At 72.1% G+C, this 24,666-nt stretch carries 17 protein-coding genes and 2 pseudogenes; 11 read left to right on the top strand and 8 right to left on the bottom strand.

What is annotated here, in order from left to right; translation table 11 throughout:
- Both ACI79P_RS15445 and ACI79P_RS15450 read right to left on the bottom strand, forming a co-directional pair.
- Positions 1 to 794: GAF domain-containing protein (locus ACI79P_RS15445; protein WP_456581933.1), on the bottom strand; the 794-nt coding region annotated here is incomplete at its 3' end.
- 596 nt (positions 795 to 1,390) lie between these two features.
- Positions 1,391 to 2,110: an SGNH/GDSL hydrolase family protein gene (locus ACI79P_RS15450; RefSeq protein ID WP_456581934.1), complete on the bottom strand. Its 720-nt coding sequence runs from the start codon at positions 2,108 to 2,110 to the stop codon at positions 1,391 to 1,393.
- A 467-nt stretch (positions 2,111 to 2,577) separates the two neighbouring features.
- On the opposite strand from ACI79P_RS15450, the gene ACI79P_RS15455 reads away from it, so the two are divergent.
- The 8 genes and pseudogenes from ACI79P_RS15455 (at position 2,578) to ACI79P_RS15490 (ending at position 12,742) form a co-directional block, all read left to right on the top strand.
- Positions 2,578 to 4,017, top strand: a complete 1,440-nt coding sequence (locus tag ACI79P_RS15455) for an SDR family oxidoreductase (protein WP_456581935.1) — start codon at positions 2,578 to 2,580, stop codon at positions 4,015 to 4,017.
- Positions 3,921 to 4,229 carry a carboxymuconolactone decarboxylase family protein gene (locus tag ACI79P_RS15460; RefSeq protein ID WP_456582010.1) on the top strand — a complete coding sequence of 103 codons (309 nt, stop codon included), beginning with the start codon at positions 3,921 to 3,923 and terminating at the stop codon, positions 4,227 to 4,229. The genes ACI79P_RS15455 and ACI79P_RS15460 overlap by 97 nt, the downstream gene beginning before the upstream one ends.
- Positions 4,230 to 4,613: 384 nt before the next feature.
- A complete protein-coding gene (locus ACI79P_RS15465; RefSeq protein WP_456581936.1) occupies positions 4,614 to 6,572 on the top strand; it encodes an alpha-amylase family protein in 1,959 nt (652 codons plus the stop codon).
- Positions 6,573 to 6,877: 305 nt separating this feature from the next.
- Positions 6,878 to 7,677 (top strand): annotated as a pseudogene (locus tag ACI79P_RS15470) (NAD(P)H-dependent flavin oxidoreductase).
- A 309-nt stretch (positions 7,678 to 7,986) separates the two neighbouring features.
- A pseudogene (locus ACI79P_RS15475) lies at positions 7,987 to 8,493 on the top strand (glucose-6-phosphate dehydrogenase); the annotation flags it as partial.
- Positions 8,494 to 8,554: 61 nt separating this feature from the next.
- Positions 8,555 to 9,475, top strand: coding sequence for a hypothetical protein (locus tag ACI79P_RS15480; RefSeq protein ID WP_456581937.1), 921 nt, complete (start codon positions 8,555 to 8,557; stop codon positions 9,473 to 9,475).
- Positions 9,476 to 9,707: 232 nt separating this feature from the next.
- The gene (locus ACI79P_RS15485; RefSeq protein ID WP_456581938.1) at positions 9,708 to 11,360 is read left to right on the top strand and encodes an FAD-dependent oxidoreductase; all 1,653 of its coding nucleotides are present in this window, start codon (positions 9,708 to 9,710) and stop codon (positions 11,358 to 11,360) included.
- Positions 11,360 to 12,742: an ATP-binding protein gene (locus ACI79P_RS15490; protein WP_456581939.1), complete on the top strand. Its 1,383-nt coding sequence runs from the start codon at positions 11,360 to 11,362 to the stop codon at positions 12,740 to 12,742. Before ACI79P_RS15485 ends, ACI79P_RS15490 begins: the two co-directional genes overlap by 1 nt.
- 91 nt (positions 12,743 to 12,833) lie before the next feature.
- Here the strand turns inward: ACI79P_RS15490 and ACI79P_RS15495 are convergent, their stop codons facing one another.
- From ACI79P_RS15495 to ACI79P_RS15505, 3 genes are all read right to left on the bottom strand, one after another.
- Positions 12,834 to 13,955, bottom strand: coding sequence for a glycosyltransferase (locus ACI79P_RS15495; RefSeq protein ID WP_456581940.1), 1,122 nt, complete (start codon positions 13,953 to 13,955; stop codon positions 12,834 to 12,836).
- 253 nt (positions 13,956 to 14,208) lie between these two features.
- A complete protein-coding gene (locus ACI79P_RS15500) occupies positions 14,209 to 15,300 on the bottom strand; it encodes an NAD-dependent epimerase/dehydratase family protein (RefSeq protein WP_456581941.1) in 1,092 nt (363 codons plus the stop codon).
- Between the two features lie 278 nt (positions 15,301 to 15,578).
- Positions 15,579 to 16,079, bottom strand: coding sequence for a type II toxin-antitoxin system VapC family toxin (locus ACI79P_RS15505; RefSeq protein ID WP_456581942.1), 501 nt, complete (start codon positions 16,077 to 16,079; stop codon positions 15,579 to 15,581).
- A 534-nt stretch (positions 16,080 to 16,613) separates the two neighbouring features.
- Between ACI79P_RS15505 and ACI79P_RS15510 the strand changes: the two genes are divergently transcribed.
- From ACI79P_RS15510 to ACI79P_RS15520, 3 genes are all read left to right on the top strand, one after another.
- Positions 16,614 to 17,333, top strand: a complete 720-nt coding sequence (locus ACI79P_RS15510) for a hypothetical protein (RefSeq protein ID WP_456581943.1) — start codon at positions 16,614 to 16,616, stop codon at positions 17,331 to 17,333.
- Positions 17,334 to 17,405: 72 nt separating this feature from the next.
- Positions 17,406 to 19,379 (top strand): sensor histidine kinase, encoded by a 1,974-nt coding sequence (locus tag ACI79P_RS15515; protein WP_456581944.1) that lies wholly within the window; start codon positions 17,406 to 17,408, stop codon positions 19,377 to 19,379.
- A gap of 7 nt (positions 19,380 to 19,386) precedes the next feature.
- Entirely contained in the window at positions 19,387 to 20,037 is a 651-nt protein-coding gene (locus ACI79P_RS15520) for a response regulator (RefSeq protein ID WP_456581945.1), read from the top strand.
- 158 nt (positions 20,038 to 20,195) lie between these two features.
- Here ACI79P_RS15520 and ACI79P_RS15525 read toward each other — a convergent pair whose 3' ends face one another.
- The 3 genes from ACI79P_RS15525 to ACI79P_RS15535 form a co-directional block, all read right to left on the bottom strand.
- A complete protein-coding gene (locus tag ACI79P_RS15525) occupies positions 20,196 to 21,656 on the bottom strand; it encodes a M1 family aminopeptidase (protein ID WP_456581946.1) in 1,461 nt (486 codons plus the stop codon).
- 1,025 nt (positions 21,657 to 22,681) lie between these two features.
- Positions 22,682 to 23,443, bottom strand: a complete 762-nt coding sequence (locus ACI79P_RS15530; RefSeq protein ID WP_456581947.1) for an SDR family NAD(P)-dependent oxidoreductase — start codon at positions 23,441 to 23,443, stop codon at positions 22,682 to 22,684.
- 16 nt (positions 23,444 to 23,459) lie between these two features.
- Positions 23,460 to 24,461, bottom strand: coding sequence for an acetamidase/formamidase family protein (locus tag ACI79P_RS15535; protein ID WP_456581948.1), 1,002 nt, complete (start codon positions 24,459 to 24,461; stop codon positions 23,460 to 23,462).
- Positions 24,462 to 24,666: the final 205 nt, after the last annotated feature.

Below are 24,666 nucleotides of genomic sequence, written 5' to 3' on the forward strand. Positions count from 1 at the left end.
ACGATGCGGTACTCGGCGTCGTAGATCCCGCCGGTGTCGACGGCGTGCTGAACGCGGGCGCGGACATCGGCGACGTCGTCAGGGTGCACATGGGCGTAGACGTCCTCCGGGCGGCCGGTGAAGGTGTTCCGGTCCATCCCCGACAGCTCCAGCAGGCGGTCATCGACGGTCAGCGCGCCGGTGGCCAGGTCCAGGTCGAAGGTGCCGACCTTCCCCGCGTCCAGCGCCAGCGCCCACCGGGAACGGTCGATCGCCTGCTGCGCCAGTAGCCGCTGCGCCCGCTTCGCGGACTCCTGCGCCTGGGCGACGGCCTCATCGGCGCGCCGCTGGGCCGCCCGCAGCCACAACTCCGAGCTACATGCCCCGGCCAGGTCGGTCAGCACCGCCAGGTCATCGTCCGACCAGGTCCGCGGCCGGCTGTCGATGGCGCACAGCGAGCCGACCACGACGCCGTCGCCGTCGGTGAGCGGAACGCCGGCGTAGGCGATGACACGCAGGTCCGCGATCGCCAGGCTGTCGGCGACCAGCGGATCGGTGCGGGCATCGGTGACGACCAGCGGAGCCGCCGAACGCACCACGTGCTGGCAGAACGAGTGGCTCAGCGGCGTCCTCCGCGTCGACTGCCACGGCTCGGGCAACCCGACCGCGCCGGGGAACACCTGCTCCTCGGCCGACACCAGCGTGACCAGCGCGACCGGGACGTCCAGCTGCCGGCGGACCAGGCGGGCGAACCGCTCGAACGCCGGATCCGACCGCGGGGGCAGTGCCGTGCCCGAAGGCAGTGAGCCAGTCACACGTCCCCCCGGCGACAGGGACACGGCGCCGACGTCCCGATGAGTGAGCGCACCGAGGATACCGGGGTGCTGGTCGGGTCGGACCCTCTTCGTTGGTGGTGTGAGTGCCGACGAGCAGACCACGCGGCGCGCAGACCGCGCCCCCGCTCAGGAGAGGCCCGTCTGTCCCGGGCGACGCGGCAGGTGCGCGTCCTCGCTATCGCTGATCATGCCGGACCACAACACCGCACTGTGGCAGCTGGCGGCGACTGACCCGGTTGCCCTTCGGAGGACGATCTCGCCGCGTCGGACCAGCGCGCTACGTTCCGACAATGACCACCAAGCCGCGCACACCGCGCTCCACTCCCCCAGCGGGGGAAGGCGGTGGGACGGCTCCCACTTCCCTGTGTCCAACTCCCCCCTCGGACACCGAGTTGAACCCCCACGGTATTCGTGCCCGTGGGGGTTCTCCTTTTTCCCATGGCTGCACGGCGGCCAGGGGTGCGAGGCGGAGCTCTGCTGGGGTCCCCCGCGGGGACCGCGGATTCGGCACCCTTCCACGGCGGCGCAACGCACGAGCCACCGCCCCTCCCACCGTTACCGGTGGATGGTCCGTGTCACACGTCCAACGCCGTCCAGAATGCCGCCCGGACGCCGCCGGCTCCCCAGGCGTTCGGCTCGATGAAGCGGCTGAACCACAGGTCCCGCTCCCCCGGTCGCGCCTCGGTCCGCGCAGGATCACCGGCCCGAAGCCCGTGACCATGGAAGATCCCCCCGATGTCGGCCACCGCAGCACCGTGCCGCCCGGCGACGCCGCGCAGCGCCTGGTTGAGCTGGTCGATCACCGCGACCGCATCCGGCCACGGCGGCAGCCCCAGCCTGACGGCGTCCCCCGTGCCGTCGCTCGGGTCGTAGACGGTCCCGACGACGATCCGACCGCCGGGCGCCACGGCACTGGTGAGTTGGGACAGTGCTCCGTCGACGGCCGCCTCCACGCGCGCGATGACCTGCTGAGCGCCGGCGCTGTCCCCGTACACCGACAGCAGGTCGTTGCCCCCGATCGTGAGGGTGACCACCGTGGGCCGGTCCGGCAACGCCTCGAGGCGAGGGAGCTGCACGTGCAGCAGGGTCCGGGTGGTCGCGCCGTCCGTGGCCAACAGGAGGAAGCCGGTCTCGGGGTTGACCGTGAGGAGGTCGCGGCCGCGCCAGTCGGGGAAGTCGTCGTCGCGGTTGCGGAAGAGGAGGCTAGCCCCTCCCCGACCGGGGCCGCCCGCGTAATCATCGATGGAGATCGAGTCGCCGAGGGCGACGTAGAACGGGCACGAAGCATCGGACATGGGGCCATCCTGCTCGTCATTTCCGGGCGCCACCGCCTGCCGGGCGGCTGTCGTGCGCGCCGGAGTCCCGGCTTCCACGTGATCCCCTCGGGCCGCGGACCGACCGCGGTCACCCGCCGGAGGCAATGGCGCTCGCCGGACTCACCGTTGCGGGCTTCTCGGAGCAGCGCTGGCCCCGAAGGCGTCATATCCGGTAGCCCCGCGAGTACGGGGGACGGGCTCCGCCCCGGACGCTGCCGAGGGTCTTCGGCGGCGTGACGGGCCGATGTCCAGCCTCGCTCACGCGCTGACCACCCGTCATGGACTCCGGATGCGGTGCGCTTCTCCCGGGAGCCGACGTGCCGCGCTCTGTCCCACTGTCCCCCGTGCCACGTCTGCACCACTCGCCCATCGGATCCGGGCCACCGGGTAGGGGTGGGTCATGCCGCGCCAGTGTTGAAGCCATACGGGACCAGGTTGTCGTGGTGATGGGCGCGTCGAGCGGGATCGGTCGCGCCACCGCCGCCCGGTTCGCCGCGAACGGGGCGAAGGTCGTCGTTGCCGCCCGAGGAGAGGCCGGCTTGCGGTCGCTGGTCGAACAGGTCCGGGCCGACGGCGGAGACGCTGTGGCCGAGGTGGCCGATGTGACCGACCCCGCCCAGATGCGACGCGTGGCCCAGCGCGCGGTGACCGAGTACGGCGGACTTGACACCTGGGTGCACGCCGCCGGGGTCCTGCTGGTCGCCCCGTTCGACGAGACGACACCGGAGGAGTTCCAGCGCGTCATCGACGTGAACCTCATGGGCCAGGTCCACGGCGCCATGGCCGCTCTCCCGCACCTGAAGCAGAAGGGCGGAGCCCTCATCCACATCCCGTCGACGGGGGCCAAGCGGGGCGTGCCGCTACAGAGCGCCTACAGCGCCTCCGAGCACGGCATCGACGGATTGGTCGAAACGCTGCGGATGGAGGTGCAGCGGGCGGACCTGCCGATCAGCGTCACCAACGTCATTCCGGCGACGATCAACAGCCCCCTGTTCGACCAAGCCCGAACCAAGATCGGCGTCAAGCCCGTCGCGCCCCCGCCGATCTACCAGCCCGACGTAGTCGTGGACTCGGTCCTGTACGGGCCAGCTCCAGGGCGATTCGGCCCCCCAGGGAGACCCCCAGTACGTGTGGCATGGAGACCTCTTGCCGATCGAGCTCTCGCTCCACGGCGTCGGTCAGTGTCCCGACATCAGGCCGCAGGGGCGCGGGTAGCGCGGCGGCTCCCCCTGGCCGGGGAGGTCGAGCGTCAGCACCTCGTACCGGCGGGCCAGCGCCGGCAGCACCGTGCCGAACTCGCCGATGAGACTGGCGAGGCCGGAAAAAGCACCAGGGTCGGGCCGGTCCCCTCCCGGTGCGCGTTGACCTCGGAAGCTGCACCGTCCGGTCCACCCGGCGCATTAAACCGGATTAGCCACAGTGACCGCGGCCACGTTGGGTGGGGCCGGATGTGCGTCTGCCGCTCCCCGGTTGTGCTTACCTGCTCGACGTCCCGTTCGGTCGTCGACGCCCTCCGGTCAGCAGCCGCTGCGCTGCCTCGGGTGGAGGCGCTGGTGCCCAGGGTGGCGAAGACGCCCTCGGCGAGGCCGTCGTCAAGCAGTCGTCGAGGCCGCCCGCGCCACCGACATGGCGAAGGGCCCCCGAGCGGCACGTTGCGCAGCAGAGTCGGCCTGGACGCCGGTGGACCGAGCGTCCGGGCCACCGCGCACTGCGGTACGGCAACTGCCACCATCACGTCATGGGTCACGGCCACGCCGTCCAGGAGGAACTCCGCGCACCGGCCCGCGCGCTGCGTCGCGCGATCCCCGGGGTCTATGACGGATACCGCCAGTTGCATGCCGCCGCATACGCCGCCGGCGCACTGGATGAGAAGACGAAGGAACTGATCGCGCTCGCCATCGCGGTCAGCAAGGAGTGCGACGGGTGCATCGCGTCGCACGCTCGTGGGGCCGTCCGCACCGGCGCCTCCGAGTCTGAGGTTGCCGAAGCCCTAGGCGTCGCCATCGCGATGAACGGCGGACCTGGCACCGTGTACGGCCCGCGCGCATTTGCGGCCTTCCGAGAGTTCGCGGAAGAAGCGGACCACGAGCAGGGGTGACCCGAGGTCATCTCGTCAGGGCGGGAAGCGTGTGCGTACGTAGCGTGTCGCCCCTCGGACACCGAGTTGAAACCGCCACGGCTTCCGGGCCGGCGGGGGTTCTCCTGTCTCTGGCCGCGGCTCACCCCTTGACGGCGGCGGCCCACCCGCCGACTGCATGACGGGCGGCACCGGCCGGCTGGCCTGAGCCTCGGGGCCTGACGGCCGTCCCTTCGTTTGCGTGACGGCCCCCGAGCGCCCTGCGTCGGCGACGGTGGCCATGAGGGCTCAACGCCCTCGACACGGCGGGACGTCGGTGACCAGTCGCATGATGTCCCCGGAGGAGCGGCCATCGCAGCACGCCGATGGGCCCCAGGACCACGACGAGCGGTGGGGGTGACGGGCGTGCCCCTCGGGACAGCCACGCAGCAGCCGACGACCGATATCCGCGCGGTGCTCGGCGAGGACGCGGTGGCCGCGCTCGGCGAGGCCGATGCCGATGCCTTCCTCACCCGGGCCGAGCTGTGGCTACCCGACATCGCGACCGCATTGTCGGAGCTCTACGGCGAGCGGGCACCCGACGTGCTGCAGAGGGCGCTGCGCCTCGCACTGGCGGCCGCGGGCGAGCGGCCGGCGCAGCTGCGCCGGCTCGACCGGCGCCGGGAGATCAACCCGCGCTGGTTCCAGGCACCGGGCATGCAGGGCTACGTCTGCTACGTCGATCGCTTCTGCGGAACCCTCGACCGGCTGCCCGACCGGCTCGACCACCTCGCCGGCCTCGGCACCACCTACCTGCACCTCATGCCGCTGCTGCGTGCGCGCGAGGGCGAGAACGACGGCGGCTACGCCGTCGCCGACTACCGCGCCGTCGACCCGCGTCTGGGGACCATGGCCGATCTCGAGGCCGTGGCCACCGCGCTGCACGACCGTGGGATGAGCCTGTGCATCGACGTGGTCCTCAACCACACCGCACGGGAACACGCGTGGGCACAGGGGTGGCTGGCCGGCGACCCCCGGTACGGCGGCTTCTACACGGCGTTCCCCGACCGGACGATGGCCGACGCCTTCGACGCCACCATCCCCGAAGTGTTCCCCGACCGGGCGCCGGGCTCCTTCAGCTGGGTGCCCGAGGCGCTGGGCGGCGCGGGTGCGTGGGTGTGGACCACGTTCTGGCCCTACCAGTGGGACCTCGACTACTCCAACCCCGAGGTCACCCTCGCGATGCTCGGTGAGATCACCTGGCTGGCCAACCGCGGCGTCGACGTCTTCCGGATGGACGCCGTCCCCTTTCTCTGGAAGCGGCTCGGCACGGCCTCGCAGAACCAGCCCGAGGCCCACCTGCTGCTGCAGGTGCTGCACGCGCTCACCCGGCTGGCCGCCCCGGGCGTCGTCTTCAAGGCCGAGGCGATCGTCGCCCCCGACGAACTCGTCCGGTACCTCGGCGCGCACGAGCGCGAGCGCCCCGAGTGCGAGTTGGCGTACCACAACCAGCTCATGGTGCTGCTCTGGAGCAGCCTGGCGACCGGCGACGTCCGGCTGGCCCGCCAGTCGATCGCCCGGATGCGCCCCGTCCCGGCGTCGACGACCTGGTGCACGTACGTCCGTGGCCACGACGACATCGGCTGGGCGGTGACCGACGAGGACGCCGCCGCTGTCGGCCTCGACGGCGCCGCGCACCGTCGCTTCCTCAGCGACTTCTACGCCGGCCGCTTTCCCGGCTCGTTCGCCCGCGGCGCGCTCTTCCAGGAGAACGAGGCCACCGGTGACGCACGGATCTCGGGGACCACGGCGTCGTTGTGCGGTATCGAAGACGCTCTCGCGCGGCGTGACGACGCGGCACTCGAGTCCGGGATCCGGCGCCTGGTCCTGCTGTACTCGGTCGTCTACGGCTTCGGCGGCATCCCGCTGCTGTTCTCCGGCGACGAGCTCGCGCAGCTCAACGACCACGGCTATCTCGCCGACCCCGAGCTCGCACCCGACAACCGGTGGATGCACCGCCCCACTTTGGACTGGCAGGCCGCCGCCCGGGCAGCCGACGCCGGCTCGGTCGAGGGCCGCGTTTCCGCCGCGCTGCGCCGGCTCGGGGACGTCCGCCGCTCGCTGCCGGCGCTGTCCGGCGACGTCGGCGCCGAAGTGCTCGACATCGGCAACGACTCGGTGCTGGTCTGGCGCCGCCGGCACCCCCGCCACGGCACCTTCCTCGGACTGGCCAATGTCAGCCCCGCCCCCCAGCCCGTCGACGCCGATACGGTCACCGGGCTGGGCAGCTTCCGCCAGGTGCACGGCGGCGACGGTGTCCTGCCGGTCGAGCAGGGCCGCCTCGTCGTCCCGGGCCTGGGCTTCGCCTGGTTCGCCGAGGGCTGAGGACAGGACGACCCGAGACCTCAGCCGCTGCCGGATGCCGACCCCGCAGGCGCCGGCCCGGGACGGACCTGCTTGACCCACGTGCGCCCCAGCGCGACCGTTCCTGCAGGCCACTGTCCGCGAGGGGGTGCCGTCATGCAGACGCGGTTCACGGCCTTGGTCGGCTGCTCGGTCCCGGTCCAGCAGGCGCCCATGGGGGCGGTCTCGTCGCCGGACCTGCGGTCGCGGTCGCGGACGCCGGAGGTCTGGGCACCGTCTATGCACTGGGTGTGCCGGCCGAGACCTTCGTCCGCCGGCTGGACGGCATGCGACGGCGGACGAGCGGCGTGCTGTCGGCCAACATCCTCCTCGAGGACACCGACGAGGAGGTCATCGCCGCAGCCGCGGAGCGCGTGCGTGTGGTCGACTTCTTCTGGTTCGACCCCTCGCCGCGGCTGGTGGAGCTCGTGCACCGGGCGGGCGCTCTGGTCGGCTGGCAGGTCGGGTCGGTGGAGGAGGCGCGCGCCGCAGCGGATGCCGGATGCGACGTCGTCACCGCACAGGGCCACGAGGCGGGCGGCCACGTGCGTGGTGACCGGCCGTTGCTGCCCCTGCTGCGGGAAGTCCTCGACGCGGTACCGGTCCCGGTGCTCGCTGCGGGTGGCATCGCCGACGCCCCACCCTCGCGGCGGTGATGGCCGCCGGAGCGGACGGAGCACGCATCGGGACGCGGTTTGTCGCCACGACGGAAGCGGCTGCCCACCCGGTCTACAAGCAGGCACTCGTCGACGCCACCGGCGACTGCACCGTCATCAGCAGCACGTTCAGCCGGGACTGCCCCCTCTGCGCCACCCGCCCACGTCACCGGGTCCTGCGCAGTGCGGTGGAACGCGCCCGGGCCCTGGACGGCGACGTCGTCGGGACGGTGACGACAGGTGGCCGGCAGGTGGCCCTGCCGCGCGGTGCCGGCCTGCCCCCCCTTCCCGCCGTCGACGGAGACGTGGCCGGCATGGCGATGTACGCGGGCACGGGCGTGGGCGCGGTCACCGCCATCCGGCCGGCCGCCGACGTGCTCCGCGACCTGACGACCGCTCTCGGTCCCGGCAACGTGCCCGCACGTCGCTGAACGCACACCGCCGTCGGGACCCGGAGCAGGGCACCCGACCCGGGCTGTCCGCCGAGGGCGAGGTGTCCGGGCATCCTCGTCCCCGCCCCTGGTCCCGAGCCCGGCCGGGTCACCGCCGCGCCGGGACGATGGCACGAGATCCTGGCGACGCTGGCGGCCACGGGGCGTCAGCGTGCTGCGCCCCGGCTCCCCTCTCGCCCACGGGGTGGCGGCTTCTCGACCGGCCCTGCCTGCTGCGGACGCGAAGGCGCTCGCCCCGGCGCCGAAGTGTCTGTCGGAGGGCATCCTGTCACGGCATGCTGCCTGCTCATGAAGGTCGACGCGGATCGCCGCTCCCCTCCGTGCGCGCTGGTGATCTTCGGGGCCTCGGGTGACCTGACGGCCCGCAAGCTGCTGCCCGCACTCGAGCGACTGGCCGGCTACGGGGCCCTCCCCCCGGAGGTCGCCCTGATCGGGGTCGCCCGCACGCACATGACCGACACCGCCTTCGGAGACCTCTGCCGCCGCAGCGTGTCCGGTGACGACAACCCGCGCTGGAAGGACCTCACGGCGGCAGCCCGCTACGTCCACGGCGACTACGACGACCCGGCGACCTACCAGCGCCTGGCCGAGGTCCTGACCGAGTGCGACACCCGGATGGGGACCACCGGCAACCGGGTCTACTACTTCGCGACGCCACCCCGCCTGTTCGGTCCCATCGCGACGAGCCTCGGCAAGGCAGGGCTCTCCGTGCCGGCCGGCGGCAGCTTCGTCCGCGCGGTCGTCGAGAAGCCGTTCGGGTGGGACGAGGCCAGCGCCCGCGAGCTGTACGCCGACCTCTCGTCGGCGTTCTCGGAGGAGCAGATCTTCCGGATCGACCACTACCTCGCGAAGGACGGTGCAGAACCTGCTCGCGCTGAGGTTCGCGAACTCCATCTTCGAGCCGATCTGGAATCGGACCTGGGTCGACAACGTGCAGATCACCGTCGCGGAGACCCTGGGTGTCGGCGAACGCGGAGGGTTCTACGAGACGGCCGGCGCCATGCGGGACATCGTCCAGAACCACGTCCTGCAGGTCCTCTCGCTCTTCCTCATGGAACCGCCCACCTCGTTCCACGCGGAGGCCATCCGTGACGAGAAGGTCAAGTTGCTGCGGGCGATCCAGCCGCTGGACGAGGAGAAGCAGATCGCGGCCCACGCGGTGCGCGGGCAGTACACCCGTGGTGGCACCCGAGAAGACCTCATGCCCGGCTACTGCGACGAGTCCGGGGTCGACCCGCTCAGCACCACGGAGACCTTCGTGGCGATGCGCCTGGAGGTCCAGAACTGGCGGTGGACCGGCGTGCCCGTCTACGTGCGGACCGGGAAACGGCTGCCGGTGCGGCTCACCGAGGTCGCCATGGAGTTCCGCCGGCCTCCGCAGCTGCCGCTGTTCCCCGGGAGGGCCGAGAGCCTCGAACCCGACGCCCTGATCGTGCGCGTGCAGCCCGACGAAGGACTGAGCCTGCGCTTCGGTGCGAAGGTGCCCGGGCACGCGTTCAAGGTGCAGAAGGCGTCGCTGGACTTCTCCTACGAGAGCTTCGACGAGCAGTCCCCCGACGCCTACGAGCGGGTCATCCTCGACGGGCTGATCGGCGATCCGACGCTGTTCATCCGAGCGGACGAGGTCGCGCGCTCGTGGCGCATCGTCGATCCGGTGATGCGGTCGTGGGCCGGCGACGCGCGGCCCATCCCCCTGTACCAGGCAGCCACGTGGGGTCCGCCGGAGGCCAACGCGCTGATCAACCGCGACGGCCGGAGGTGGCGCCACTCGAGCTGACGACGTCCGGGCACGCTCCGTCCACCTCAGCCGGCTGTCGGGGTGGGGAACCGCGCGTGAACCGGTCCGCCGGCGGTCCTTCCCGTGCTTGTATGGCGCCGACCACCCCGGTGTCCCCGCCAGCGCTGACCCGGGCCGGTCGGCCAGTCGTCGGGCTGCGCGTGACGACCTGACAGCACGACCGCTCACCGACGAGCCGCGGCGCAGCCGACCGACGGAGGTTCAGCAGCGGATGAGCAAGGCGACCATCGTGACCGTGGACGACGACCCGATGGTCCTGCGAGCCATCGCCCGGGACCTGCGAGCGCGGTACGGGTCGGACTACCGGATCGTGCGGGCATCGTCCGGCGCCGAGGCGCTGGCCGCGCTGGAGGAGCTGGCGTTGCGGCTGCGCCCGGTGGCGTTGATCGCCACCGACCAGAAGATGCCCGGGATGACAGGTATCCAGATGCTGGAGCAGGCCCGGCAGCACGCGCCTGAGGCCAAGCTCCTGCTGTTGACCGCCTACGCCGACACGGACGTCGCCATCAAGGCGATCAACGACATCGGCCTCGACCACTACCTCGTCAAGCCGTGGGACCCACCGGCCGAGCGGCTCTACCCCGTCATCGACGACCTGCTCGCGGACTGGCAGCGGGCGCACCCGCAGGAGACCGGCGACGTGCGCGTGGTGGGACACCGTTGGTCGGAGCGGAGTCACGAGATCCGCACGTTCCTCACCCGCAACTACGTCCCCTACCACTGGGTCGACATCGACCGCGACCCCGAGGGCCAGCGGCTCACGACGCTGGCACAGGCGCAACCCGACGACCTGCCGCTGGTGTTCGTGCCGGACAAGGAGGTCCTGCGCACGCCGTCGACCCTGGAGGTCGCCGGCGCCCTGGGCCTCCGCACCCGTGCCCTGCAGCCGCTGTACGACCTCTGCATCGTGGGCGCCGGCCCGGCCGGGCTCGCCGCCGCCGTGTACGCCGCCTCCGAGGGGTTGCGCACGGTCGTGGTCGAGCGCGAGGCACCCGGGGGCCAGGCGGCCCAGAGCGCCGCGATCGAGAACTACCTCGGCTTCCCGAAGGGCCTGTCCGGTGCAGACCTCACGCATCGAGCCGTCGCGCAGGTGGGCCGCTTCGGAGCCGAGATGCTCCTGGCCCGCGACGTGGTGTCGCTGCAGAGGCGGGGACCTGTCCGAGCGGTCTGCTTCGGCGCCGGCGAGCTGGAGACCCGGGCGGTGCTCGTGGCCACCGGGGTCTCCTACCGGCGCCTGGAGGCTCCCGGCCTGGCCGAGCTCACCGGCCGCGGCGTCTACTACGGCGCCAACGCCAGCGACGCCGTCCAGTGCAGGGACGACGACGTGCTGATCGTCGGGGCGGCCAACTCGGCCGGCCAGGCGGCTCTGAACCTGGCCCTGTACGCCAGGCGCGTCGTGCTGGTGGTGCGCGGGGGATCGCTCGAGGACAGCATGTCCCTGTACCTCGTCGAGCGGATCCGCGCCGCCACCAACATCGAGGTCCGGCTCCACACCGAGGTGGCCGAAGCGCACGGCGACGGGCACCTGGAGGCCATCACGCTCGCCGATCGGCTGTCCGGTACCCGGGAGCACGTGGACGTCAACTGGTTGTTCGTCTTCATCGGCGCCTCGCCCCGGACCGACTGGCTGGGCGACGACGTCGTCCGGGACGCCAAGGGCTTCGTCGTCACCGGGCAGGACCTGCTGTCCTCCACCCCCACGGCGTGGACGGAGGCACGGCCACCCTTCACCCTGGAGACGAGCGTGCCTGGGGTCTTCGCTGCCGGCGACGTGCGGCTGGACTCGATGAAACGGGTGGCCTCGGCTGTCGGAGAGGGAGCCATGTCGGTCTACCTGGTCCACCGTTACCTGGCGACGATCTGATGGAGCTCTCCGCCGTCCGCCAGATCGCGTTGTTCGACGGCATCGGCGACGACCAGCTGCAGCGGCTGGTCGAGGCGAGCGCCCGGGTTCCCTTCGAGCGCGGCGACGTGCTCTGGCACGAGAACCAGCCCGCGGAGTACTGGTGGGTGCTCCTCGACGGGAGCATCGACCTCCTGCGTCACGTGGGTTCCGAGGCTACGGCGCTCGGGGCCATGGAGGTGCCGGGACAGTGGGCGGGCGGGTTCCGCGCCTGGGACTCGGACGGGCGCTACCTCGCCACGGGGCACGGCGCGACGGCCGGCTGTGTCCTGCGGGTGCCCGCCGAGGCGCTCCGGGACCTCTGGGCGGCGACCTTCCCCCTGGGCATCCGTCTCATCGAGGGCGTCGCCCGGAACGTCCGTAGCTTCGCGTCGCTGGCGCGGCAGCGCGAGTCACTCGCCGCGCTCGGCACCCTGGCGGCCGGGCTGGCCCACGAGCTGAACAACCCCGCGGCCGCCGCGACCCGGGCGGTGGACGCCCTCGGCGACGCGTACGCGGGCATGTTGTCCTCCCTCCAGCAGCTCGCCGCGGTCCCCATCACCGCGGACCAGTTCAACGCGCTCGACGTACTTCGCCGTGAGCTGGGTCCCAGCGCCCCGGGGTCTGGGTCACTCGACCTGGCCGACCGCGAGGACGAGCTCTCCGACTGGCTGGCCGACCGGGCGGTGGCGCGGGAGTGGGTGCTCGCACCGGCACTGGCCGGCGCTGGAGCCGACGTCGAGTGGTGCGAGCGGGTCGCGGACGCGATGGGGGAGGCTCCGCTGGGCTCGGCCCTGGAGTGGGTGGCGAGCACCATCTCCGCGACGGGCCTGCTCGGGGAGGTGAAGGAGTCGACCCGACGGATCTCCGAGCTGATCGGAGCGGTCAAGTCCTACTCGCAACTCGACCGGGCGGCGATGCAGGAGACCGACCTGACGGAGGGTCTCGAGAGCACCCTGGTGATGCTGGCGCACCGCACTCCGAAGGACGTGACGGTGGTGCGCGACTACGGCGCCGACGTCCCCCACATCCAGGCGCTGGCCGCAGAGCTCAACCAGGTCTGGACCAATCTCCTCACCAACGCGCTGGACGCGATGGACGGTCGGGGGACGCTGCGGGTGTCGACCCGCCGGAGCAGGGATGCGGTGATCGTGGAGGTCGCGGACACCGGCGCAGGCATGTCACCGGAGATCCAGGAGCACGTCTTCGACCCGTTCTTCACCACGAAGGGCGTCGGCCACGGCACCGGTCTCGGACTCGACATCTCCCGCCGCATCGTCGAGCGGCACAGCGGCAGCATCACCATCGACAGCCGGCCCGGCGAGACCGTCTTCCGGGTACGCCTGCCCGCACCGGACCTCTGAAGCGCCCATCCGCGGGCTCCCGGTCCGGCTGCTGCGTCCTGCGTGCGCATCGCACAGCGCGCCCGGCAGAGCTCACTGGACCCATGCGCCATCACCGCACCAGAGCCTCGAGGTCACGGACGACTTCCGACGGATCAGGCATGGTGGCGATCTCGGCGGCCACCTCGCCGGCCGTCGCCCACAGCTCCGGGTCCGTCGCGAGCCGCTCCAGCGTGGCGGACGTCAGCCCGTCGAGCGGCACGGCCAGGCCCGCACCCCTCGCTGCGACGAGTCGGGCGTGCTTCGTACGGTCTCCGGCGCCCGGGACGACCATCTGCGGCACCCCAGCGGCCAGCGCACTCATCAAAGTGCCCGCGCCACCGTGGTGGACGACGCCGGCAACGTGAGGCAGGACGTCTGCAAAGGGCAGCCAGTCCGTCGTCGTCACGTTCGGCGGCAGAGTCCGGCGGGCGACCGCCCGATCGGGCCGGACCAGGACGACGTCGAGGTCCGCGTCCCTCGCGGCATCGACCACCCGCGTCATCAGCCGATCCGGTCGCGGGTCATCGACCGTCGAGCGGGAGACCAGCAGGATCGGCCGGTTACCACGTCGCGTGAACTGCTCCGGTACGTCCCCGTGTCCAGCAGCGACCACGTACCTCATCGGCCGCCCGATCCGGGCACGCTCGTGGAGGCTCAGGGGAATGGCGACCAGCGCGTCGACAGGTTCGGGCAGGGCGTCGTCGGCGTGGCTCAGCGGGGTCCTACCCAGGCTCCTCGCGACGGCATGGAAGAGGTCACGGGCATCGAACAGCAGGGCGTCGACCAGGACGCTCGGCACCTCTCGCCGGCCCGCGACGATCGCGCCGGCGGCGGCCAGTCCTTCGTGCAGGACCAGATGCGGCTTCCACTCCTCGGCGAGCTGCAAGGCGCCAGGCGTCATGGCCTTGCTGACCGCGGCGAACAGCAACCCGACCCCGTCCGTCCCCTCGTCCCCCCGGACCATCCGGCCGACCCGGACGGGATGCCGGAGAAGCGAGCGGATCATGACGGGGCCAATGCTGAGCCCGGGTGCGACGTCATGGGCGGGGACCCCGGCCCTCCACGCGGCTCCGACGCCATCGGCGGCGGTGGCCAGGAGCACGTCATGTCCAGCGGCCTGCAGTGCGAGCGCCACAGGCACATGGGGAAGGACGTGCCCGACCATCGGCGAAGCCACCAGGAGGACGCGCATGCGGAGCAGCGTGCCCCGCCCCCCGTCCGGCAACAATCCCTCCCGGCTACGAGTCAGGAGGCGTGCTCTGCGACGACGTCTTCGGGCGTATCAGGACGCGTCCCTCTCCTCACGCGATCGACGACGTGTCCCCGACCAGAACGCATGCCCGCAGCGCGTCACCCGCTCACCTGCATCCCGTCCCCTGGACTCAGGCGTGTGCGGAAGTACCGTGTCCCCCCTCGGACACAAACGCAACGTGTCGGTACATCGTTCACAGACGTTCCTCGACATCCTCCACTCGCGGCGCCGTGCTCGTCAGGGCCGGCCCGCCTGAGGAATCGCCCGCCGCCGGTGGCCCCGGCCTCGTGTTCATGTCCCGACCTGCGACGGTCGACAGGAACCCGGATCCCGGCCCCGCGGCACGGGTGGCGGACAGGGTCCGGCGGACGCCGTCCTCGAACGAGGTCGGGACGAGACCGAAGGCGTTGGCGGCGCGGTGACCGTCGACCACGAACGGCTGCTCGAACTGGTAGACGAGTTCCGCGCCCTCACGCGCCAGGGGCAGGACGAGGCCGAGCGCCCGTGCCTGCCTGGTCCCGTGTCGCAGCAGCCACAGCCGGGTGCCGGCCTGCCGGCAAGCCTCGGCAGCCAGGGCACGACCAGTGGTCGGCTCCGGATGCGGCACGTGCCAGACCGCTGCGTCAGACCTGTCCTGCAGACCCACGACGGCCACGGTTCTCGCGAAGTCGTCGACGAACGTGGGGGTCACGGGGAGGTCGGGGTCGCCTACCCAGTGCACCGGCCGACCGCGCAGCGCTGAGGCGAACACGTTGCCGGCGATGAGCGACCGCACACCGGGCCCGTAGAGCTCCCCGGCACGAGCGATGCTGACCTTCAGCCGCCCGGTCGCGGCGGCGTGGAGCATGCGCTCTGCGATCCAGGCCCGGAGGACGCCTTTCGTGCTCACCGGTCGCCACGGGGTCTCCTCGGTCATGGGACCGCGGACCCGGCCGTACATCCAGGTGTCGTCGGCGAAGACCAGTCGCGCGTTGACCCCGCTGGCGGCGTCGATCAGGGCGTCCGTGACCACCGGGAACTCCTGGGTCCAGCGGTCGAGGACCGGCATGACGCAGTGGTAGACGGCGACCGCCCCGCGGCAGGCGGTCGCCAGGGCGGCGGTGTCGGCGGCATCCGCGGCCACGCATTCGACGCCGGGCGTGCCGACGTCGCGACCGTTCCGGGTCACTGCCCGCACCTGGGCGCCCGCCGCGTCCAGATGGGCCACGACGAGCCGGCCGACCGCTCCACCGGCGCCTACGACCACGTGGACGTCCGACCGTCCCGCGGCTCCTGGTCCGGTCATCGACTGGCCGCCGATTGCCGTTCCCGGTCGTACACGTCAGCGAGGTGTGCCAGCAGGGCGTCCTCGTCCGCCGGCCGCCCGCGATGTCCGACGGAGCCTTCCGGACGCAACAGGTAGCTGCCGCCCGCCGCTCCTACGACGAGTACATCGATCTGGCACGACCCCATGTTTCGGCTCCCGGATGAACCTCAAGCATGCTGCGCGTACGGCGAGTGCCGTGCACGGTCGGCGGGGGACCGAAGGCACAGCCTCCGACGACACGGCAGGTCCGGCGGAAGCTACGCCCAGTCCCGGCGGAGGGCAATGTCTCCGGACGCCGCGATCGAGTGTGTCGACCGCTCCGTGGACGACGCCGTTCTCGTGCCGCCGCACCGGGCACCATGACGCCGCACTCCCGAAGCGTTGCGACCGATTCGGGACGCTTCGGCGCCACGGACAAGCCGCTCATCGAAGGTGGCAAGTCGCGCAGCCGCGTCCTGGGCAGCCAGTGGGACACAGCAATCCGGCATCCGCAGACCCGTGTCGGCTCGCCACCGGGCCAAACGAACAGCGGTGTCGGCGGGGAACGGCTGTTCTGCGATCTCCAGCTCCCGTAGCGCCGAGCGCGCGGCGTCAAGACGGCCGGTCCGGGAAGGGCCGCCGAGCACCTCCGCGAGCGTGAGCGCGCTGGCGGCGAACTCGTCGTCGATCTCCCGGACGAGCATCGACTCGGCCTTGTGATGCTGAGCGTCTTCGGCATCGAGGTGGGCGATGAGCACGCTGGCGTCGAACACGATCACGCCGGCCACTCCTGGCGCAGCCGTTCCAGATGGTGCTCACCGTAGGCGCCGGTGAGGGCGCCACTGTGCTGCCGCAGCGCCTCGAGCCGATCGCGTCGCCGGTCTTCCTGTGCATCTTGGGCGACCGCTGGCCCTCCAACGCGAGACGAGTGAGCAACTGCGCGCGAGTCAGCCATGGATACCGGGAAGCCGCGGAATCCAGCGCTACAGCACGTTCGTCGGTCTCCGTCACCATGATCTGCGGGCGTGTCGTGGGCACGCGGGCTATGCAACACCTCCCGTCCAAGGTGCTACACGGAAGAAGGACCTGCAGGCGGTGAGGACGAAGACCGCGGTTCCCGACAACTGACCCGCCCCCCGCGCCGGGTGGTGAAGTGCCGGCCCGGCGAACCTCGCCGTACCTACCGCTGCGGGAGCGTTGCCCTCATCCGGCATCACACCCTGCCCAATGAACCAGTTGCGGCCAATACTTGGGACGGCGGTTGGGACATGTGCACCATGTGTCCGGCCGGGCTCGGGCCACAGCATTCGGCCATGACCGCAGTCGACAGCACCGCACCGGCGCCGGCCCGGGACGACGCCCCGCCGTTCTCCCGCGCCCTCCGGATCGCCGCCGGACTCTGCCTCATCGCCGGTGGCCTGCTCAACGGGCTCCCCCAGTTCGTCGTCGAGTTCGTCACCTCCGAGCACGAGACGTTCAGCGACCAGATCGCGTGGAGTCGGGAGAACGCGTTCCTGCACAACGCCGAGCAGACCGCCCTCGTGCTTAGCTCGCTGTTCATGCCGCTCGGATTGCTTGCCGTCGCGCACCTGTCCCGCTTCGGCGCTCCCGTGCTCACCGCGGTGGCCACACCGCTGGTCCTCTGGGGGATGTGGGGGTTCGGCAACGTCCTGGCCATGGGTTACGTCGCGGGCACGGTTGCGCCGACGATCCTGCCCGTCGACGAGGCCGTGGCCCTCAACGACGGCCTGAGCAGCCACTACGGAACAGTCGCGACAGCCCTCGTGCCGCACCTGATCGGCAGCTTCCTCGGGCTGGTGCTGCTCAGCATCGCAGTGTGGCGGTCCCGTTCCTTCCCCCGGACACCGGTCGTGCTGCTCGTCGGCTTCCTGGTCTGGGATTTCGGGCTGCCGCCCCTCGGGCCTGTCGACCCGCACCTCCTGCTCGTCGTCGCCTGGGTCTGGATGGGCGTCCACCTGCTCCGGCTGCCCGATGCGGTGTGGCGGGGGTCGGACCCGGCGATGCGGAGCTGAGCCCGCGAGGGCCTTCCCCACCGCATACTCCCCGTCATGGAAGCGGTGCCTCGGGCATCCGGACGTTCGACCGTGGTGGCGGCCCGGGCCGCCGCCGTGGTCGCGGTCCTGGCCACGGCGGTGGTGACCTGGCTGAACTGGGCCGGCGCCGCGCCGGCCGCCTCGCTCCGGCCCCTCCTCCTCACCGCCGTCTTCGTCGCCCCCGGGCTCGTCCTCGCGTCCGCACGACCCCGGCTGCCGCTGGGTTGGCTGGCGCTGGGCGAGGGCGCGCTGTTCGCGCTCTCGGCCCTGGCGATCGCCGCGGTGGTCCGCGCCGGCGACAGCGACAGCGCCCTCGTGGCATGGGCCGCGTGGGTCGCCGACCGGTTCTCCGCGCTGCTCGCCGTCGGGGTCTGGCTGCTCCTCGTGCTCCTCCCCGACGGACGGCTGCCCTCACCACGGTGGCGGCCTGTCGTGGGCGTGGTCGTCGCCGTCCAGTGCCTGGTCATCGCCGCCTTCGCCACGGTGCGGGGCCCTGCCGCGGGACCCGACTCCTCCCTCCCGGCTAGCGCTCGGGAGGCCGCCAACCCGGTCGGCGTGCTGCCACCACGGGTTGCAGAGCTGGTCGAGGGGTTGGACGGCCCGCTCCTGCAGGAGCCCCTGCTGCTCTGTCTCGTCGCCTACGGTGTCCGGCTGCACAAGGCCACAGCCGAGGATCGTGCGCGGGTGGTGGGCACACTGCTCGCCGCGTCTGCCTTTGTGATCTGGGTGGTGCTCGGCCACGCCTGGTGGCCTCAGGCCAGCGACGTCCTCGACGTGCTCGCTGGCGCACTCCTCGCGGCCGCGCTGACGGCGATGGTCCTGGGTCGCCGGCCCCGCGCCGTGGCCGCCGTGGTGCGCCAGACGTTCGTGTACACCGTCCTGATCGTCCTCATCGGGGCGCTCGCCGTCCTGGTCGCCGAGCTACTACGTCGGTTCGGTCACGAGCAGCCCGACGTGGCGGTCGCTGCCGTCGCCGGCGCCCTGGGACTGGCCGTGCACCCGCTGCGCACCCGTCTGGCCCGGATGGTCGACCGGCTGATGTACGGCGACGCCGGCGATCCCTTCAGCGCACTGCAGCGCCTCGCCGAGCGCACGCACCAGGCACCGAGCGCGGCAGCCGTGCTCGACGGGCTCGCCGCGACGGTGGCGACGTCGCTGCGCGTGCCGTGGTGCGCGGTCGCGGCCGCCGGGCACGAGGGTCGATGGGGGGAGCGGCCGTCCGGCGCGGCGAGCGCCAGCGCGGAGCTGCTCGCCGGCACGACCCGGCTCGGCACGATCACCGTTGCCGCCCCCGACCGCCACCTCGACGCAGGTGAACGACGGCTCCTGGCCGATCTGGGCAGGCACGGCGGGGTGGCGGTCCAGGCGGTGATCCTCAGCAACGCCCTGCGGGCCGGGCGGCAGCGGATCGTCCTGGCCCGCGAGGAGGAACGCCGCCGTCTGCGCCGCGACCTGCACGACGGAGTCGGTCCGACGCTGGCCGGGCTCGCCATGCAGCTGGGCTCGCTGCGTTCGCTGCTCCGCACCGAGCCCGACGCCGCCATCGAACGGCTCGGGCGGCTGCAGGACGCCGCCCGCGAATCGCTGGACACCGTCCGCCGCCTGGCGCACGGCCTCCGCCCGCCTGCCCTCGACGAGCTCGGGGTCGTAGGCGCCCTGCGCGCTCTCGCCGAGTCACTGGGGCTGCCTGCCCAGTTCCCCGATCCGGACCCTCCCCGACTTCCCGCGGCCACCGAGGTGGCCGTCTACCTGATCGCCGCCGAGGCGCTGCACAACGTGTCCCGCCATGCCGGTGCGGCGACCGTGGAGGTCTCCGTGCAGGTGGTGGCCGGCGACGTGACCGTGGTCGTCCGCGACAGCGGTCCCGGGATGGACGGCTCCCGGCCGCCCGGCGTCGGGTTGGTCGCGATGCGGGAACGCGCGGACGAGCTGGGCGGCTCACTCGCGGTCGACTCGCTCCCTGGCCAGGGCACGACGATCACCGCCCGCCCGCCCGCCTGCCGGCCTACGACGCCGAGGCGGTGACGATGCAGTGACGGAGACGGTGCGGATCCTCCTGGCCGACGACCACCCTATGTTCCGGGAAGGGCTCCGCTTCGTCCTCACCCGCGAACCGGGTCTGGAGGTGGTGGCCGAGGCCGCCGACGGCGACGACGCGCTGCGGTCGGCCGAGGAACTGGACCCCGACGTCGTCGTCATGGACCTCGCCATGCCCAGGGTCGACGGGCTGACCGCGACGCGACGGCTGACCGAACGGGGCGCCCGGGCACGCGTGCTCGTGCTGACCCTGACCGAGGACGACGAGAGCGTCTTCGCGGCACTGCGAGCCGGGGCCGGCGGATACCTGGTGAAGGGTGCCGATCCGGAGCAGGTCGTGGCGGCCGTGCGGGCGGTGGCCCGGGGTCACGCCGTCTTCGGGCCGCACCTGGCCGGCCGGATGCTCACCTTCCTCTCCAGCCCGCACGGGAACCCCGCGGCCGTCCTCTCCGCCCGTGAGGCGGAGGTGCTCGACCTCCTCGCGGAGGGAATGACCAACGCCGAGATCGGGCGGGCCCTGTTCATCTCACCCATCACCGTCCGGAACCACGTCAGCAGCATCCTGGCCAAGCTGCAGGTCACCAACCGGCAGCAGGCCATCGTGCGCGTTCGGAGCCGGGAACCGCGCCGCACTCCGGAGCGATAGCAGGACATCGTCAGGCGCCGTCCGCGGTGGCGTGGGCATCACCAGGTCGTCTCCCCCTCACTCCCGCTCCCCTACGTCACCACGAGCGCCGCCTGGCGGGACGCGCGGCTGCTGAACCCCACGGGCTTTCGGTCGGCAGGCGTACGGGCTGAGCTCGGTCACCCACCGTCCGACGCAAGATCCTGGCGATCCAGCGCGCCGGCCTCGAGGAGCACGTCCAGCGCCGGTTCCAACCCGGCCAAGGCCTGTGCCACGTCCTCGGGGCGGGCGATCGTCCACGCCTGGGTGTCGACGTAGCAGCGCAACGCCTCGTCGAACGCCTCCTCACCGGCCGCCTTCCGGGCGGCCTCCAGCGCCGCGGCACCCTTGCCGTAGACGAGCTCCTCGTACTCGTCCTGATCGTCGAAGTCGTCCATGGACCCGCCCACGTCCCCGCGGGTCCGCAGCTCCTCCTCGTGCGTGTGCGCGTCGGGCCCCAGGGACTCCGAGAAGCTGGCGAACGCCTCGTCGAGCCACGGGTCGCGGAACTGCGAGTTCCCCACCATCCCGTAGAACCACATGTGCGCGACCTCGTGCAGGATCAGGTCGTAGTCGTCCCCACCGAGCACGATCGACGACGCGTACTCCTCCCCGCCGCCGTCGTCGTCTCCGGTGGTCACCAACGGCACGGTGAGCGTGTCGTAGGGGAAGGGGCCGAAGCGCTCCTCCACCCGTCGGATCGCGTCGACGGTGTCGTCGGCGAGCTCCTCGGCCGACATGTCCGCTCCCGGCAGCACGCCGACGGTGACCTCGGTGCCGCCGGTCTCCACGGCGGCGGTGTCGAAGTCCCCCGCCGCCACGCTGACGTCGCGGGCGACGGGCTCCCGCGACTCCCACATCCGGCGCCCGGCCCCGGCGCTGCGCGGCTCCTCCTGGTCGCCGCTCATCAGGACGACCAGGTCCTCCGGCGCGGAGACCCGGATCGTGGTGTCCGCCACCGCGGTGGTCGTCGTCTCGGCGCTGATCTCGACGAAGGGGTCCCGCGCCCAGCCGACGCCCGGCTCCCAGGCCAGCGACGGGTAGCCCCCCGCCCACCAGGCCACGTCGTCGCCGACGCCGAGCCGGTCGAAGCCGGCGGGAGTGCGGCCGGCGGTGAGGCGCAGGGTGAAGTCGAGCTCCACCGTCACGGCTTCTCCCCCAGCCACGGCGGTGTCCAGGTCGACCCGGTACAGACCGCCCGGGGTGCCGGATGCCGCGTCGGCGTCCACGTACTCGCCGCCGGTCACGGTGTCCCCGCGGACGTCGTCCACGCTGAGCCGGTGGCCCTCTGACTGCGGGGCGTTCGGGATGAGCCGGAACCACATCTCCTCGACCGGCTGGTCGGGGGTGAAGGTCACCGCCTCGGTGCCGGTCACCGTGCGCAGGTCGTCGTCGAGCCGGAACTCCAGGTCGATCACCGGACGGTCCGGCGCCGGAGCGGCCCGCTCGGCCGTGGCGCAGCCGAGCACCTGCCCCTCACGCGCGGCGCCCTCCGGGGACGACGTCTCCTCCGGCGACGAGGTGCACCCGACGAGCAGGAGGACCGCGCAGCACGCCGCTCCCCACCAACGCCTCCGAGCCGGAGCGGTCGCGTCGAGCATGGTCTCTGCCCACCCAGCGGCGTCGACCGGGTCCCGCCCTCGGCGGGTTCCGTGTACGGCCAGTCCGCTGATACGGAATGTAGGGAGTCAGGCGGCCGTCGTACAGGGCCGGCACGCCACGAGCGTGCAGCTGGGGGTTGGCCCGCGCCAGGCAGGCGCGCCTGCGGAGGGCTCACCGGCTCGGGAGCGCATGAGCTGCCCGCTGCCGGCGACGCTGACCATGGCCCGCGGTTCCTCGTCGATGGCTCGGATCGGGCGGTTCTCAACAACGCCTGACTGGCGCCCAGCCGACGATAACGCGGTGGCATGTCTCCCCTCGGACACAACCTCACCCCGGCGCTTCCTGTTCACCTCTTGGTCGTCGAAGCGCGCTGCTGTTCGTCGTCGTTCGGCGCTCGGACGATCCCCTGTTCCGTCGCATCGTCCTGCAGGTCATCGAGGCCCCCTGGTCCTCGCCTCCCTCCTCGTTGGTGTCCTCGAGGGTGGTTCCTCGCCCGGCCCGGCACTCCCGCCTCCACATGCAGTGAGGCCGAGTCCGGTGATAGCGGGCACCGCGATCGCGGACAGGGCGCGCGGCAGGCGTCGTCGGTCGAGAGACGTCAGTGGTTCCCCTCTGGCTGACTACTGCGCCGTCGGCAGGAGAAGGTCGGGCTGAGCTGGGATCCTCCGGGCGACAGAACGGCTCGTGAGACGACGTCCTCCGGCCTACGCCTGCGTGCCGCCGAACAGCACCACCGGCGCCATCCCGACGTACGGAGTGCGAGGTCAGCGCGCCGTGCAGGCGATCCACATCGGGCGGGCGTCGTTCCTCCTGCTGACGGAGAAGCGCGGGCAGTTGAGGCAACCGGGTCCCGAGCCTTTCCGAGCTGGCCGTGCCGATTCGATCCCGATCACCCACGCCAAGCGGAATCGAGGGCCAGAAGGCCTGTCCGCCGATGCGCGGAGCCGGCTACGAGCCCCTGCCGGCCGGCCGGTGGGGGCGTGTGCCGGCCGGCCGACGCGGAGGCGCCCGCCGGCGGGAAGGATCAGAGATGGATCCCGCGGGTCAGCGCACCATCGACCACCAGGTTCGTACCGGTCGTGAAGCTGGACACCGGGCTGCTCAGAAAGACGACGGCGCGGGCCATCTCCTCGGGCAGGCCCATGCGTCCGGTGGGGTTGAGCTGCAGCGCCGAGGCGTAGAGCTCCGGATCACCCTTCTCGATCTGGTTCCAGACGCCGCCCTCGAAGAAGGTGTTGCCCGGCGAGACGACGTTCGCCCGAATCCCTCGACCGGCCAGCTGGAACGCCAGCCCCGAGATGTAGCCGACGATCGCCGTCTTCATCGTCCCGTAGGGCCCGGAGGCGAAGTCCGCTTCCCGCCCCGTGACGCTGGAGAGCGCCACGATGGAGCCGCGGCCGCTGGCCCCCAGGTGCGGGAGCGCGGCTTTCGCCAGCCGCACGGTGTGCATCAGGTCGACCTCGAAGGACAGCTGCCAGTTCTCCTCGGTGTCCGGGATGGCCAGCGCGCTGACGTTGGCGACGACGGCGTCGAGCCCACCCAGCCGCCCCGCGGCGGCGTCGACCCACGCCGTCAGCGCCGGACCGTCCGCGACGTCGAGGGGGACGCCCGTCGCCCGCCCGCCCCGTGCGGCTACGGCCTGCTCCGTCGCCTCGATCTCTTCCGGGTCGCGGGCGCAGAACTCCACGACGGCACCCTCGTCGACGAATGCCTCCACGATGGCCCGGCCGATACCGCGGGTCCCGCCGGTGACGAGCACTCGGGCACCGGTGAGCTGCAGATCCATGAGAGTCCTTCCGAGGTCAGAGCAGGGAGGCCGCGCGGCGGCGCAGGTCGTCGTGCAGCCCGCCGAAGGCCGTGGCCTTCGGGAGGAGGGATTTCCGGGCCTTCACCACGGCGCTGTAATTGGCGTCGACGACGTTGGCGATCGGCACCTCGGTGATCTGGGAGAGCAGCTGGTAGGCGTCCATGTGGTACAGCCCGTACAGCTCGCCGAACCAGCGGACCAGCTCGACCTGCCCGATCCGCCAGGCATCCTCGAGCGGCCGGCTGGATCCGACGGTCATCCAGTGGGTGTCGTCCTCGATGCGGGGCCACAGCGGGGCCCCGCCTTTGATCAACTCGACGACCAGGGTCGTCGTCATGGCGCCTTCGACGGCCGTTCCGCAGGCCTCGCCCTCGCCCTGCCGGTAGTGGCCGTCGCCGACGGAGAACAGCGCCCCCTCGACGTTGACGCCGAGGAAGCAGGTGCTGCCCGGCCGCATCTGCGGGCTGTCCATGTTGCCGCCGAACCGCTCGGGCACCAGGGAGCTGCGCACCTCTCCCCCGGCCGGGGCGACACCGACCGTGCCGAGCATCGGTTCGACCGGGAGGTCGATCCGCAGGTCGCTGTGCTGCGCGGCGAAGGTGACGGTGTTCCGCGCCCGGTCCAGCTCGTAGATCCAGGTCGTGTCCGGCAGCGGGTCCTGAAGTGTGGCGACCCGGTCGGTGCTGGTGAGCCCACCGAAGAACGGGATGGCCGCCGAGGCGCCCCAGTCCCGGGCCGGCTCCATCGCCACGAAATGCAGGGCCAGGGTGTCCCCCGGCTCGGCACCTTCCACGTAGAACGGCCCGGTCTGCGGGTTGACGAAGCGCAGGTCCACCTTCTCGCTGGAGAGGTCCTTCGTCGAGCGAAGCGCGCCGCAGAACGCGTCGTCCGACCACAGGCGCAGCGCCGTGCCCGGGACGACCCGCCGCAGAGGGGCGACGCCACCGAAGGTGAAGGCGTACTGCTCGAAGGAGGGCACGACCTCGATGACGTCCATGGCGCACCCTAGGAAGCCCGCAGCCACCGGCGCAACGCCGGCGTCGGGGCCGCAGCCGGGCCCGGTCGGGCGTCAGCTGATAGCCGTTGACCCGCCCTGCACGCCCTTGACCGAGAGCACGCCACCCCAGGTATCGCGGAGCGCGCGGACGTCCGCGACCGTTGCGCCCGTCCGAGGACCCGGTCCACCAGCTCGGCGCGGCAGC

It is taken from the genome of Blastococcus sp. SYSU DS0510 (genome assembly GCF_054050835.1).

What these genes read in the sequence shown, in the direction of transcription:
- ACI79P_RS15535 (WP_456581948.1), bottom strand. Translation starts at nt 24,461, where the DNA reads ATGGACGTCATCGAGGTCGTGCCCTCCTTCGAGCAGTACGCCTTCACC.
- ACI79P_RS15500 (WP_456581941.1), bottom strand. Translation starts at nt 15,300, where the DNA reads ATGACCGGACCAGGAGCCGCGGGACGGTCGGACGTCCACGTGGTCGTA.
- ACI79P_RS15510 (WP_456581943.1), top strand. Translation starts at nt 16,614, where the DNA reads ATGACCGCAGTCGACAGCACCGCACCGGCGCCGGCCCGGGACGACGCC.
- ACI79P_RS15525 (WP_456581946.1), bottom strand. Translation starts at nt 21,656, where the DNA reads ATGCTCGACGCGACCGCTCCGGCTCGGAGGCGTTGGTGGGGAGCGGCG.
- ACI79P_RS15530 (WP_456581947.1), bottom strand. Translation starts at nt 23,443, where the DNA reads ATGGATCTGCAGCTCACCGGTGCCCGAGTGCTCGTCACCGGCGGGACC.
- ACI79P_RS15485 (WP_456581938.1), top strand. Translation starts at nt 9,708, where the DNA reads ATGAGCAAGGCGACCATCGTGACCGTGGACGACGACCCGATGGTCCTG.
- ACI79P_RS15495 (WP_456581940.1), bottom strand. Translation starts at nt 13,955, where the DNA reads ATGCGCGTCCTCCTGGTGGCTTCGCCGATGGTCGGGCACGTCCTTCCC.
- ACI79P_RS15450 (WP_456581934.1), bottom strand. Translation starts at nt 2,110, where the DNA reads ATGTCCGATGCTTCGTGCCCGTTCTACGTCGCCCTCGGCGACTCGATC.
- ACI79P_RS15490 (WP_456581939.1), top strand. Translation starts at nt 11,360, where the DNA reads ATGGAGCTCTCCGCCGTCCGCCAGATCGCGTTGTTCGACGGCATCGGC.
- ACI79P_RS15455 (WP_456581935.1), top strand. Translation starts at nt 2,578, where the DNA reads ATGGGCGCGTCGAGCGGGATCGGTCGCGCCACCGCCGCCCGGTTCGCC.